Origin of the sequence: Klebsiella pasteurii, assembly GCF_018139045.1 — a bacterium.
GTDB classification, from domain to species: Bacteria; Pseudomonadota; Gammaproteobacteria; order Enterobacterales; family Enterobacteriaceae; genus Klebsiella; species Klebsiella grimontii.
This window is the reverse complement of record NZ_CP073236.1, coordinates 3,030,650-3,043,173: the sequence shown is the minus strand read 5'-3', so window position 1 is coordinate 3,043,173 and position 12,524 is coordinate 3,030,650. Positions and strand designations below refer to the sequence as shown.

Genomic DNA, 12,524 nt, shown 5'->3' with positions numbered 1-12,524 from the left:
GCATGACGATAGCTTTGGTGACGGGCGGCAGCCGGGGAATAGGTAAAGCGACGGCGCTGCTGCTGGCGCAGGAAGGTTATACCGTGGCGGTGAATTACCACCAGAATAGCGCCGCCGCGATCGGCGTGGTGAACGAGATTATCGCCAGCGGCGGCAAAGCCGTTGCGCTACGGGCGGACGTCAGCGATGAAGCGCAGGTGATGGCGATGTTTGCCTCGATCGACCGTCTCGGCGAACCGCTCTCCGCACTGGTCAATAACGCCGGGATTTTATTTACCCAAGGGACGATTGAAAGCCTTAGCGCCGAACGGATTAACCGGGTGCTGGCCACCAATGTGACCGGTTACTTCCTCTGCTGCCGGGAGGCGGTAAAGCGGATGTCGCACAAGCACGGCGGTAAGGGCGGGGCGATTGTGAATGTGTCGTCCGCGGCGTCGCGCCTCGGGGCGCCGGGGGAGTATGTGGATTACGCCGCGTCGAAAGGTGCGGTAGATACTCTGACCACTGGCCTGTCGCTGGAGGTAGCGGCGCAGGGGATTAGGGTTAACGGCGTGCGTCCCGGCTTAATCTATACCGACATGCACGCCAGCGGCGGTGAGCCGGGGCGCGTGGATCGCGTGAAGTCGATGCTGCCCATGCGGCGCGGCGGGCAGCCGGAGGAGGTGGCTCAGGCCATCGTCTGGCTGCTAAGCGATAAGGCTTCCTACGTTACCGGCAGCTTCCTCGAGCTGGCGGGCGGAAGATAATCGGCAGCTCGTTTCCCGGGGGGGCGGCTAACGCCTTGCCCGGGCGACAAAATCTGCATACCGCACCCCATCCGTAGCCCTGCTAAGCGCAGCGCAAGCAGGGAAATGCCCTACGACGCCAGCCACAGCCGCAGGCGCATCCCCCAGCCGCTGGTCCAGCCGGTGGTGATTGACTTAACCTCGCCGCGTGAAATCACGATCAGGGTCGGCGTGACCTGCACATCCCACCGTTGGGATAGCTGACCTGTAGCGTCATTGATCGTCGGCAGCGCCGTTTTTTTATGCGCCAGCCAGCGCGTCAGGGCGGCGTTGTCGCCGGAACGGAGCGCTACCGTCATGACGTTGCCGCCATCGTCGGCCAATGCGGCCACCGAAGGCGTGGTATAGCGGCAAACGCCGCACCAGGTGGCCCAGACGTACAGCAGCAAAGGGCGCTCGTGGCTCATGGCCGCCAGATCGACCGTTCGGCCATCAAGCGTTTGCAGCGGCGTGCTGGAGAAATTCTGCGGCAGCGCGGGCCTGCGCAGGTAATCCACCGCCAGGCTAACGGCGGCGACAATCAGCAGCCATATCAGGATCTGTCTGAAGACGTTTAGCATCATTTTTCTACATAGTGATGCGCCGGAAAGGCCGGCAGCGTGCGGCGTTGATTCGCGGAGTAAGCGTCAGCGGCTCAACGTTTGATGTGGTTTATCTTATCGGCTCAGCGCGCGTTAGCAATGCTAAAGCTGTAAAGAAGTGTCTGTTTTGTAGGAAGTTTTGCCCCCTTCCGGCTGGAAAGGGGCAAGATGATTACAGTTTCTCGCCGTTGCTGGCGATAACATCTTTGTACCAGTTAAAGCTCTTCTTGCGCGAGCGGGACATATCGCCGGTACCATCGTCATGTTTGTTGACGTAGATAAAGCCGTAGCGCTTGCTGTATTGACCGGTCGTGAAGGAGACGCAGTCGATGCAGCCCCACGGGGTATAGCCCATTAGCTCAACGCCGTCGTAAGTCACCGCTTTGATCATCTCTTCGACGTGAGCGCGCAGATAGTCGATGCGGTAGTCGTCGTTGATACTGCCATCTTCTTCGACTTTATCGTACGCGCCGAAGCCGTTTTCGACGATAAACAGCGGTTTCTGATAGCGCTCATACAGTTCGCACAGCGCATAGCGCAGGCCCACCGGGTCAATTTGCCAGCCCCAGTCGGAGGCTTTGACGTGCGGGTTGGGCACGCTGCCCTCGAAGCCGGAAATTGCGTCGCCGCTGCCGCCTTCCGCTTTCACCGCATTGGTCATGTAGTAGCTGAAGCCGAGATACGCGCAGGTGCCTTCGCGCAGGATTTGGGCATCGCCGTCCTCCATGTTGATACTGAAGCCGCGACGTTCCCATTCGTTCAGGACGTAGCTCGGATAGTAGCCGCGCAGCTGGACATCGGTAAAGACGTAGCGTTCGCGCATGGATTCCTGGGCAAACATCACGTCTTCCGGCTTACAGGAGAACGGATAGAGAGGGACCATTGCCAGCATGCAGCCAACCTGCATCTGCGGATTGATTTGACGTGCCGCCTTCACCGCCAGTGCGCTGGCGACAAACTGATGGTGCAGCACCTGATACATGGTCTCTTCCGGGTTTTCATGCTCGGTATAGACCACGCCGGAGCAGCAGTAGCCAAACAGCGGCGCGCGCCAGTTACGCTGGTTATTGATCTCGTTAAAGGTCATCCAGTATTTCACTTTATGCTTATAGCGCTCGAAGACCACTTCGGCGAAGCGCACAAAGAAATCGACCACTTTGCGGTTGGTCCAGCCGCCGTACTGCTGAACCAGATGCAGCGGCATCTCAAAGTGGGAGAGGGTGATTACCGGCTCGATGTTGTACTTCAGCAGCTCATCGAACATGCCATCGTAGAATTTCAGCCCCTCTTCATTCGGCTGGCTTTCGTCGCCCAGCGGGAAAATGCGCGTCCAGGCGATGGAGGTACGGAAGCACTTGAAGCCCATCTCGGCGAAGAGCTTGATGTCTTCTTTGTAGCGGCCATGGAAGTCGATGGCTTCATGGTTCGGATAGTACTTGCCCGGCTCTACCTGCTGGGTTATCTCGCGCGGCACGCCGTGCGCGCCGCCGGTAAGCACGTCGCAGATGCTCGGACCTTTACCGTCTTTATTCCAGCCGCCTTCAACCTGGTGCGCGGCGACGGCGCCGCCCCATAAAAAGTCTTTTGGTAAAGGAATTTTCTTCATCTTTGCTCATCTCGTCATAATTACTTGTTGGTTTCGAGTCTAACAAAGGCGATATAAATGTCACGATATAACAATTTTCCATGGATGGAATTTGTTACATCGAAAAAACATCCTGTTATTTTCAGCGGAGTTTGCGCGCTAATTTACGCCCCAGTGTTTCCAGAATATAAATGACTGGGATCTGGGTGGTAATGTCATAGACGCCGCCAATGCGCGTTTGCGGAACGTGCCAGGAGAGATTAAAGTCGGCAAGCTTTGCCAGCCGCGAGTGCTCGTGGCTGGTAATGGACATCACTTTACAGCGATGCAGGCTGAACTGGCTGGCAAAGCGCAGGATCTCTTCGGTTTCGCCGGAGACCGACAGCACAATCGCCAGCGCATTACGCGCCATATCATTGGTCACCGGGAAATAAGGGTCATCGATATGGTTACTGAATTTCCCGACGTTAGAGAAGAAACGCGCGCCATATTTCGCCAGCGCGCCGGAGGTGCCGGCGCCGACGAAAATAATACGTTCCGACGACAGAATAATATCGACCGCCTGCTCGAGCAGTTGGTCAAATTCATCGTTATTAACGCTTTTAAAAAAGCTCATTATTTCGCTGGCACCGATATTTGCCTGTTGAGGCTCATTCTGCTCCAGATATAATTTAAAGCGTACGCGGAATTCCGAGTAGCCTTCGCACTGCAGCTTGCGGCAGAAGCGCAGGACGGTGGTCGTGGAGACTCCGGCCGCTTCCGCCAGTTCGCGGATGGTCATGTACATCACTTTGTCGCGATTTTTAATGACATAGTGATACACCATCATCTCAAGATTATTGAGACTGGCGATAGCGGCGTGGGAGAAGATACTCACAGTGGCAAACTCACAATTCATAATGACCAGGACGGAATGATATCATGCAGCCAAATAACATAACCTTTTTTCAGCGTTTTCAGGACGACATCCTCGCCGGACGTAAAACCATTACCCTCCGCGATGCTGCGGAATCGCACTTTAAAGCAGGCGATGTACTGCGCGTTGGCCGCTATGAAGATGACGGCTATTTTTGCACCATTCGCGTAGTCGCAACCTCGACGGTGACGCTGGATACGCTGAGCGAATGGCATGCGCAGCAGGAGAATATGACCCTGGCGCAGCTGCGCGAAGTGATAGCGGAAATCTACCCCGAAGAAAAGCAGTTTTATGTTATTGAATTCGAAAAACTTTAATTAAATAGTGAACGCCTGTTAGTTGAAATATTTATGTAAGCTATTGATTTTATACTGTTCACAAATATTCATCCTTTTATTTTAGCTAACAGGTGTTCACTGGAATCATTCTCAGTTAACCTAAGTGTGCTATTGAAAGCGTACTTGTTTTCGGAGTCAAATATGGTTCGCAAATCGTTAATCACGCAGGGATATTCTCTGGCAGAGGAAATTGCCAACAGCATCAGCCACGGGATTGGGCTGGTGTTCGGTATTGTCGGTCTGGTGTTGTTGCTAGTACAGGCGGTGGACAGCAACGCCGGCGCAACGGCCATCACCAGCTACAGCCTGTACGGCGGCAGCATGATTCTGCTGTTTCTCGCCTCTACGCTCTATCATGCTATTCCGCATCAGCGGGCAAAGCTGTGGCTGAAAAAATTCGACCACTGCGCCATCTATTTGCTGATTGCCGGGACCTACACGCCGTTTCTGCTGGTGGGGCTCAATTCGCCGCTGTCGCGCGGGCTGATGATCGTCATCTGGAGCCTGGCGCTGCTGGGGATCCTGTTTAAGCTGACGATTGCGCATCGTTTTAAGATCCTCTCTTTAGTGACCTACCTGACTATGGGCTGGCTGTCGCTGATTGTGGTTTATCAACTGGCGATTAAGCTGGCGGTGGGCGGCGTGACGCTGTTGGCCGTTGGCGGGATTATTTATTCGCTGGGGGTTATTTTCTACGTCTGCAAACGTATTCCGTACAACCACGCTATCTGGCACGGTTTTGTCCTGGGCGGCAGCGTGTGCCACTTCCTGGCCATTTATTTGTACGTCGGGCAGGTATAAATTTCGCGAAATCTCCCGGCTCGCGCTACGCTTTGCCGGGCTACAGGTTCACCGTCGCCTGAGGGCTGGTAGCCCGGACATGGCGCGCCAGCGCCGCCTCCGGGATATTCTCCGTTGGTGATGGCTTGCTTGCCTGGGCTACGGCCTGGTGTTTTTGATTCAGACCACGGCTTTCACAATATCCATTAATCTGCGGATATCTTCTGGCCGGGTATTGCCGGTTTGCGGGTCGATTATCGAGCTGTAAACATGAGGCATCACGCGAGGTACGCCGGCTTCCAGACAGCTTTGCAAAATAATGCCAAAGTTATCGAGATCGATTCCGCCGGTTGGTTCTATCAGCGTCATCCCGTTGCGCGCAGCGGTGGTCGCCAGCACATACAGCTCCGGTAGCGACTTCTCGCCGCCCATGGGGAAAAACTTCGCCGCATGGGCCCCCATATCCTGCATCATGCGTACCGCCGCATCGCAGGAGACGCGGGCCGGCGTGCCCTGACAGCTGCTGACGCCGGTGGAGATAAGCACCTCGCCTGGGGTTCCCGTCGGGCTGACCAGCGCATTAATGTAGGTCTGCTGCCCGCCCGTAGCCGCCAGCGCGCCTGCGGCAAACCCGCTGCCGGTAAAGGTCTGATTTACGTGCGCCGGGTGCAGCGCTGACGCGATCATCGCCGCTTTGTAATACTGTGCTGGATCGCCGGCCCCCAGGCCGACGGAGAGGGAGGGTATCTCCGCCATCCAGCGTTTGACTTCCTGGATACCTTCTTCCACGGAGGCAAACTGTGCCGAAAGGACGCCGATCGCCGCATGGCCTTCGGCGGCATCATAAATTTCCCGGGCGTTGGCGATATCTTTCGCCAGTACGTTAATTGCCACTCGTTGGCGATAAAAATTAATTTGCTGCATGGTTTGCAATCTCCTTTAAGCGCGTCACGATCAGGGCCATCTCCCCTTCAGCCACCGTTCGTGGGTCCAGACTAAAAACCCCCTGATGGAGGTTATAGCGCCGGGCGTAAATGGCGATATCGCCGTTGCGCAGCTCTGCTTCGACTTCGCGGGCATCCAGGCCCAGCTCCTCGGCATTCACCTGAATGCGGATACGCCAGATAGCGCGTCCGGCTTCATCCTGCTCAATATCGGCGGTTAAGCCCTTGATCCCTGAAATCGCTTTTGCGACGGGCTGGAGCTCCTCGGCAGCGACCGCCTTCTGTCCCTGATGATAGTGTTCCAGCGCATAAACCAGACCGACCATATTCTCCTTGCCGATTTTCATCGCCCGCGCAATACCGTGATGCTGCGCCTTACACGCCGCGATCCACTGTTTTTTCCCGGTGATGAATCCGGAGGTGGGCGCGTTAAACGCTTTTGCCCCGCTATAGATAACCATGTCCGCTCCGCTCGCGACCCAGACGCGCAAATCCTCCTCGGCGGCGGCGTCGACAATCAGCGGCAGGTTGTGGCGCTGCGCGACCTGGGCGAAGTCCTCAATGCTCAGCATCCCTTTTTGCACGCAGTGGTGCGACTTCACGTACAGCAGGGCGGCGGTGCTGGTAGAGATCGCGCTCTCCAACTGCCAGCGCGCCGCCAGATTGCTTGAACCGACCTCCACGACGCGCCCACCGCCTAAGCGAATCGCGCTGGTGATGGGCGCGCCGTAATCGACGTTATGCCCGCGGAGCATGACGACTTCGTTGGCCATATCGCGACTGTCCGGCATCTGCATCACTCGCGCCTGGTCGCCATGGGTAATCGCGGCGGCCACGGCGATGGCGATTCCCGCCGAGGCGCAGGAGGTGATATAGCTGTCCTCCGCACCGGTAAAGCGGGAGACCCGCTCGCCGGTTCGGTCTACCAGCCTGTCGATTTCCACAAAGGCCGATGCCGCCCGCGCCGTTGCCTGCATCACCTCCGGCGCCACGCTGGAAACGCCCAGAATCGTCATTTTGCCGCAGGCGTTAATCACCTGTTTTAACCCCAGCTGTTGATAGATATTCTGCGTCATGGTTTACAGCACTCCCAGTAGCGAACAGACCACGCTGAGCGCGACAATTGACAGCAGAATGGTGGTGTAGCGCGGCCCTTTCTTCACCAGATAGAAGTAGATGGCAAACACCGCCGCCAGCGGCAACAGGCCGGGCGCGATAGAGTCGAGAATTTGTTGGACCACCACCTCCGAGCCCTTCAGCGCGCTGAGCTTTAAGGGGGTGGTGATTTTGACGTAGCTTGCGGAGAGCGCGCCCATCATAATCAGGCCCAGCACGTTCGCGCCGTAGATAAGCTCCTTAATTCGTCCTCCCTGGAGCAGGCCGATTATTGAGTCGCGTCCCAGGGTGTAGCCTTTGTGCACCATACCGTAGCTGATCGCCAGCGTAATGGCCGGATAGAGAATTAAGGGCACAATGCCGCCCATCGCGCTGCCGCTGGCGGCGAACGGGATGAAAATAGCAATCAGCAACGGCATGACGGCCGCCCAGATGATCGAGTCCCCCATCCCGGCCAGCGGCCCCATCAGCCCGGTCTTAATCCCGGTGATAGACGCGTCGCTAATCGGTTCTCCGCGGGTTTTCTGCTCCTCCATCGCAATCGAGATCCCCTGAATCACCGCGCCAAAGGTTTGCTCAGAGTTGAAGAAGTTCAGATGGCGTTTTAGCGCCTCCACCTGCTCTTCTTTTTGCGGGTAGAGTTTTTTGATAATCGGCGTCATGGAGGCGCAGAAAATCAGACTTTGTAAACGTTCATAGGAGCTGGAAACTTCCGCGCCCAGCCAGTAGATAAACCAGGCCTTGGTGATGTCCGCTTTGGTCAGCGTGCCGCTCTCACGTGCGCGCTCAACCAGTTCATGCTGCATTACGTCGCTACTCATCATGCTGCTCCTTCATTTTTCGCCAGGCCTTTAATCAGGAAGGCCACGCAGGTCCCAAAGATCGCCATCGCCATGATGTCCACCTTCAGGTACAGCACCGCAAAGAATCCGCCGATAAACCACGGCAGCAGGCTCTTCTTGCCGATCACCATAATGGTGATGGCAAAGCCCAGCGCCGGCAGAATGCCGCCCATAATTTCAAAGGAGTGAGTCAACCAGTGCGGCATCAGCTTGAGGAAACTTTCCACCACGTCCTGGCCAAAATAGTTGGCAGCAAACACCACCGGGAAACGCAGCACCAGGCCGAGCAATGCCGGGTAGAGGAACGCGCAGCGCATAATACCGCCCATGTTGGCCGTTTCCGCGTGTTTATCCGCCATATGGACCCACGCGGCGTTCAGCGTGCGTCTAAGCTGGTCAAGGAATACGCCGATCACGCCAAACGGGATGGCCAGCGCGATGGCCAGGTTCGGATCCATTCCGGCTTTTACGGCAATAGGAATTGAGATGCAGGCGGCCAGCGCCGGATCTGACGGCACGTTACCGCCGGGCGTTGAGGTCACGCCGAGGTAAACCAGCTGCATGCCAGCGCCAATAATCATCGCTGTTTCCATGTTGCCCAGCAGCAGGCCGACAAAAACGGCGATCACCACGGGTTGAAGCAGCATGGCGGAGAAGGTGTAGCCAAGGCGTAAGCGGGCAAACCAGTAATACAATCCCATCAGGCTTGCAAAGACTAAAGTATCCATAATTATTTACCCTGTTATCAGAGGATTAGAATTTTTTCAGGATATCGTCCAGCGACTGCGGCTTATCTTCCGGGATAGTCTGGAAGACCGCCTTAATCCCTCGACTTTTCAGGTCGTGAAGAATGGCAACGTCTTTTTCATCCAACGTGATGTTCTGGAAAACGACCTTGCGGTTCGGCCCGCCGCCTAAGCCGCCAACCTGAATGGCGGAAACATTAAACCCGAGCTGTACGGCCTCCTGAATCGCCGCGAGGGAAGGGAACAGCACCAACACGCTGCCGTCACCAAGCTGGTTTTCTTTCCACGATGCGGCAAAGCTCTGATTGCTGTAGCAATCCACTTTGATGTTTGGCGGTGCCGCCATCAGATAGATATTTTTCATAAACGGATCGGCGTCCAGCTCATCACTCACTACCGCAATCCGGTTGGCCTGGGATTGTCCGACCCATTTTGTCACCACCTGACCATGAATGAGGCGGCTGTCAATACGACATAACACGATGTTAGCCATGATATTTTTTCCTTATTGTGATTGATGTAGCTGACGAACGTGGGCGACAACGTCCAGACAGCTGCTGCGCGCGGCTTCAACTAAGTCGGCTACGCAGGCGGATAGCGGCCCCTGTTCACGCTTGTCCAGCGCCTCCAGCAGCAGCGAGGCATTCAGTCCGGAAATCACCGCCACCGGATAATCGGCGCTTAGCCGCGCGGCCACGTTAGAGGTAGTCCCACCGATAAAATCGGTCAGAATAAGTGAGCCTTCGGGCAGGGTTTTCACGACAGCTTCTACGCGCTGATAAAACTCGCCCAATGTATCGACGGGCATCAGGGCTATTTCCGTTACGCCTTTAATTTCGCCCGTCACCATGCACAGGCTGTTGCAGAGCTGTTGTCCCCAGCCGCCATGGGTCAGCAGCAGGATCTGGGACAAGGGTTCAGTGGTAATCAAAATGGCCTCCTGGCGCTATTACGTTGACATACGTAATAAGAGCAAAGGCTATGCCAGAATTTGTGTCACATGGGGGGATAAGAGGGGCTGGCGCAGCGTAAAGCCACGCCAGTTAAGGGGTTAGCGATACAGCAGTTCGTAGATATAAAAATATTCCGCGTCGGATAACCGAATGGCATAAGCCTCTTCGATCGGCTGGAAGGCGGATTTAATGACACTAAACGCGCGGACGTCCAGCGCGGGCTGGCTCTCCAGCGACATCTGTAACGGTTTTCGGTTAATCACGATACGCTCGACCATACAACAGCAGTGGATCAGGAAGCGTAGTGTCACCTGGCGGCTGGGTTTTAGCGAAAGCGAGGTGGTTAAATGATTAAACACGCCTTCCATCTCTTTAAGAATACGCTGGGGGTTGAGTACCGAAATATGGTTGATGATACTTTCCATGGTCAGCGCGCTGATAAATCGCATCGCGCTGCGCTCCATCTCCAGACGGCGCTCACTGCTTGAAAGGTCCGGCGTGAGCAGGCTAAGCACCAGCTCCGGCCCCTGCTCGGAGAACAGCTCTTCAAGTGAGATAAACGGAATGTCCGGCAGCCCCGGCTGGAAGGTGCCGACAATCCCCGCTAGCCGCTCACCGGCCAGCAGCGACTGCTGAACGCGCTCCAGGCTGCGAACCTCGTTGTAATCAAGGATTACCATTCGCGTATCCTGTGACATCAGCTCGCCAAAACTTTCCTCCAGCACTTTTTTGATTTTCTCTGCGGTTCCCATGCCCGTAATGCAGGAGATCACCAGCACCTTACCGCCATTCTCCTGCTGCGGAGTACAGAGCTGACAGGGGATATTTTTACTCTGCATTAATTCCGCAAGCTGCGGTAGCTCGCTGGTTTCATAGCTTAAATCCAGACCCAGCTCCAGCAGGCTGGTCAGCGTAATATTTGGCAGTAACAGGACGTCAATCTGGAATAACTTGCTGATGGTACTGCCAAAATGCACCAGTGAGCCGATATCCACCATCAGAATCAGCCGCCGGTAGCGTTGGGTTTGGATCAGCTGGGTTAGCGTTTCCAGCGTGTCATGCACCGACTGCTCAAATGGCATATCGATGGCGCTGAACAGCTCCCGCTCCAGCACTCGATTGACGTACTGGGCCTGGCTGGTCGCGGTCGTCGCGCCGTGAGCGATTAAAATGACGCCGCAGTCGGGACTGGCGTCGATACGCTGGCGATAATGGCGGCACTCTTTCAGGAACAGACATAACCAGACAATCTCCGTCGCCGGGCACTGAATATGCAGCAGCTCGTTGATTTTCCGGCACAGCAGAGTCGCGTTTTCATACTCGTCTTTGCAGCGGTCGAGGATCAGGCTGGAGGAGTAGAGCTGCGGGATCAGCCCGCGCTGGACGTAGCCAATCAGCGCCAGAAAGTGTTTTCGCAGCGGATTCATCAGGTTTTCTGGCAGCGTAAAGCCCAGCACCTGTTCCACACAGCCAATCAGCAGGGTCACCCGCTCTTCAATCCGATCGCCGTAGCGCGGCGGATGGGCCACGCTGTCGCGGCTGTAGAGACCATATTCAAAGATTGAACTGAGTTTGTTTTTGAGGATCGCCAGCGTCTCAGCCGGTGGGACATTGCTGTTGCGCAGGTTGATGTATTCGCGGGTGAGGAAGCTGTAAAACAGATCGCTTTCTTCGATCTCCGCTCCTGTCGCCAGAGAGGTTTTCAATGCGGGTAACGTGCGCGCATCGACGCTTAGCCGATCCTGGCCGTCAAACAAGGTATCGACGAGCAGGCGCTGTTCCGGGGTGGCGTTAAACGGCATGTCTACCAGCCGTTTATCCAGCCGGAGCGTGTCGTTATGCTCGGTCATTCCCGCGGCCCACGCCTGGGCGCAAAGAAACTGGATATCGCTTTTGAGCTGGCCGATATTGCCTTCCAGCGGCTTATTCAGCAACCAGAGCAACAGCGTTTTGTCGATACTGACCGTACGCTCAATTTTGCGGCTCTCACGCTGGAGAAAACCGACGATAAGCTCCACCTGTTCCTCCACCGAGCGCTGACGGATCCCAGGAAGATCGATACAGACCTGGATGCGCCTCTGGAACGTTCGCAGCAGCGCCGAACTGACCGGTTCGGTAGTGGCGCAAATCAAGCGTACCGTGATGGAACGCGCCGTGGCGCTTGAACCGAGCGGGCGATATTGACCTTTATCGAGAATGGAGAAGAGTTTTTCCTGCCCTTCATAAGGCAGGCGATGCACCTCATCAAGCAGCAGATACCCGCCGTCCGCCTGCTCCACCAGACCGGCTTTATTCTCACTGGCGCCGGTAAAGGCGCCCTGCCGATGACCAAATAAATGCGAAGAGAGCAGTTCCGGGTTGTGCGCATACTCGGCGCAGTTAAAGTAGACCAGCGGCGGGGGGGAGCCCGCGGCGTGTTCGCAGGCAAAGCGGTGCATCAGTTCGGCAAAGAAAGTTTTTCCCACACCGGAGGGGCCAGTCAACAGCACATGGAGCCCGTGAGGATAAAGCACCGCGGCGCGGCCTTTTTCCACCGCGTCACGGAGGCTACGGTCGTAGCCAATCAGCCCGCTGAAGGGGTCATCCGGCGAGCGATCTTCCTGATGCGGTAGAAGGTCGCCAACCGTGCGCACTTCACATTCGGTATCATTCAGTCTGCGCCCCAACAGCGTTTCCATTGCCTGACGGTGCAGAAAGAACACCGGTCGCCCTTTGCTTTTAATCGCCAGGCCGTCGTTCCATAACTGATTGAGGTCTTTACTGACCGAGTTACGCGCAAGCCCGAGGTTAAAGCCGATGGCTTCCGCCGTAAAAGCTGTTTCCTGTTCCAGATCCGCAAGACTCAGCCCGCGCGTTAGCCGCTCCAGTTCCCCCAGTATGACCTCAATCCGTCTCATCTCTTTACCGCTTAAGAAATAAATGATTGTTCAGAACATAC

The 12,524-nt window shown here is 56.0% G+C and carries 13 protein-coding genes; 3 read left to right on the top strand and 10 right to left on the bottom strand.

Annotated features, from left to right (window positions below):
* The first annotated feature begins 2 nt into the window (after window positions 1-2).
* On the top strand, window positions 3-746 hold the full coding sequence (locus tag KCG39_RS14235) for an SDR family oxidoreductase (protein ID WP_112166769.1): 744 nt from the start codon (window positions 3-5) through the stop codon (window positions 744-746).
* Window positions 747-856: 110 nt separating this feature from the next.
* Here KCG39_RS14235 and KCG39_RS14230 read toward each other — a convergent pair whose 3' ends face one another.
* The 3 genes from KCG39_RS14230 to KCG39_RS14220 form a co-directional block, all read right to left on the bottom strand.
* Window positions 857-1,348: a protein disulfide oxidoreductase gene (locus KCG39_RS14230; protein WP_112166771.1), complete on the bottom strand. Its 492-nt coding sequence runs from the start codon at window positions 1,346-1,348 to the stop codon at window positions 857-859.
* A 190-nt stretch (window positions 1,349-1,538) separates the two neighbouring features.
* Window positions 1,539-2,972 (bottom strand): 6-phospho-beta-glucosidase, encoded by a 1,434-nt coding sequence (locus KCG39_RS14225; protein WP_049115565.1) that lies wholly within the window; start codon window positions 2,970-2,972, stop codon window positions 1,539-1,541.
* Window positions 2,973-3,093: 121 nt separating this feature from the next.
* Entirely contained in the window at window positions 3,094-3,822 is a 729-nt protein-coding gene (locus KCG39_RS14220; RefSeq protein WP_024358621.1) for a MurR/RpiR family transcriptional regulator, read from the bottom strand.
* Window positions 3,823-3,872: 50 nt separating this feature from the next.
* Between KCG39_RS14220 and yqfB the strand changes: the two genes are divergently transcribed.
* Together yqfB and trhA are read left to right on the top strand one after the other, a co-directional pair.
* A complete protein-coding gene (yqfB, locus tag KCG39_RS14215; RefSeq protein ID WP_049115563.1) occupies window positions 3,873-4,184 on the top strand; it encodes a N(4)-acetylcytidine aminohydrolase in 312 nt (103 codons plus the stop codon).
* Window positions 4,185-4,346: 162 nt separating this feature from the next.
* Window positions 4,347-5,006 carry a PAQR family membrane homeostasis protein TrhA gene (gene trhA / locus KCG39_RS14210; protein ID WP_004124978.1) on the top strand — a complete coding sequence of 220 codons (660 nt, stop codon included), beginning with the start codon at window positions 4,347-4,349 and terminating at the stop codon, window positions 5,004-5,006.
* Window positions 5,007-5,165: 159 nt separating this feature from the next.
* Here the strand turns inward: trhA and dagF are convergent, their stop codons facing one another.
* The 7 genes from dagF to dagR all read right to left on the bottom strand — a co-directional run bounded on the left by dagF (window position 5,166) and on the right by dagR (window position 12,483).
* Window positions 5,166-5,909 (bottom strand): 2-dehydro-3-deoxy-phosphogluconate aldolase, encoded by a 744-nt coding sequence (gene dagF / locus KCG39_RS14205; RefSeq protein ID WP_049115562.1) that lies wholly within the window; start codon window positions 5,907-5,909, stop codon window positions 5,166-5,168.
* Window positions 5,896-7,005 carry a D-glucosaminate-6-phosphate ammonia lyase gene (dgaE, locus tag KCG39_RS14200; RefSeq protein WP_049115561.1) on the bottom strand — a complete coding sequence of 370 codons (1,110 nt, stop codon included), beginning with the start codon at window positions 7,003-7,005 and terminating at the stop codon, window positions 5,896-5,898. Before dgaE ends, dagF begins: the two co-directional genes overlap by 14 nt.
* A 3-nt stretch (window positions 7,006-7,008) precedes the next feature.
* Complete coding sequence (locus tag KCG39_RS14195) at window positions 7,009-7,869, bottom strand: PTS system mannose/fructose/sorbose family transporter subunit IID (protein ID WP_162626088.1); 861 nt, start codon at window positions 7,867-7,869, stop codon at window positions 7,009-7,011.
* Window positions 7,866-8,615 (bottom strand): PTS mannose/fructose/sorbose/N-acetylgalactosamine transporter subunit IIC, encoded by a 750-nt coding sequence (locus KCG39_RS14190; RefSeq protein WP_004124968.1) that lies wholly within the window; start codon window positions 8,613-8,615, stop codon window positions 7,866-7,868. The genes KCG39_RS14195 and KCG39_RS14190 overlap by 4 nt, the downstream gene beginning before the upstream one ends.
* 25 nt (window positions 8,616-8,640) lie before the next feature.
* Window positions 8,641-9,126, bottom strand: a complete 486-nt coding sequence (locus KCG39_RS14185) for a PTS sugar transporter subunit IIB (protein WP_142468412.1) — start codon at window positions 9,124-9,126, stop codon at window positions 8,641-8,643.
* Window positions 9,127-9,138: 12 nt separating this feature from the next.
* The gene (locus KCG39_RS14180) at window positions 9,139-9,564 is read right to left on the bottom strand and encodes a PTS sugar transporter subunit IIA (protein ID WP_139529490.1); all 426 of its coding nucleotides are present in this window, start codon (window positions 9,562-9,564) and stop codon (window positions 9,139-9,141) included.
* Window positions 9,565-9,684: 120 nt separating this feature from the next.
* A complete protein-coding gene (gene dagR / locus KCG39_RS14175; RefSeq protein ID WP_004124960.1) occupies window positions 9,685-12,483 on the bottom strand; it encodes a transcriptional regulator DagR in 2,799 nt (932 codons plus the stop codon).
* Between the last annotated feature and the right edge of the window lie 41 nt (window positions 12,484-12,524).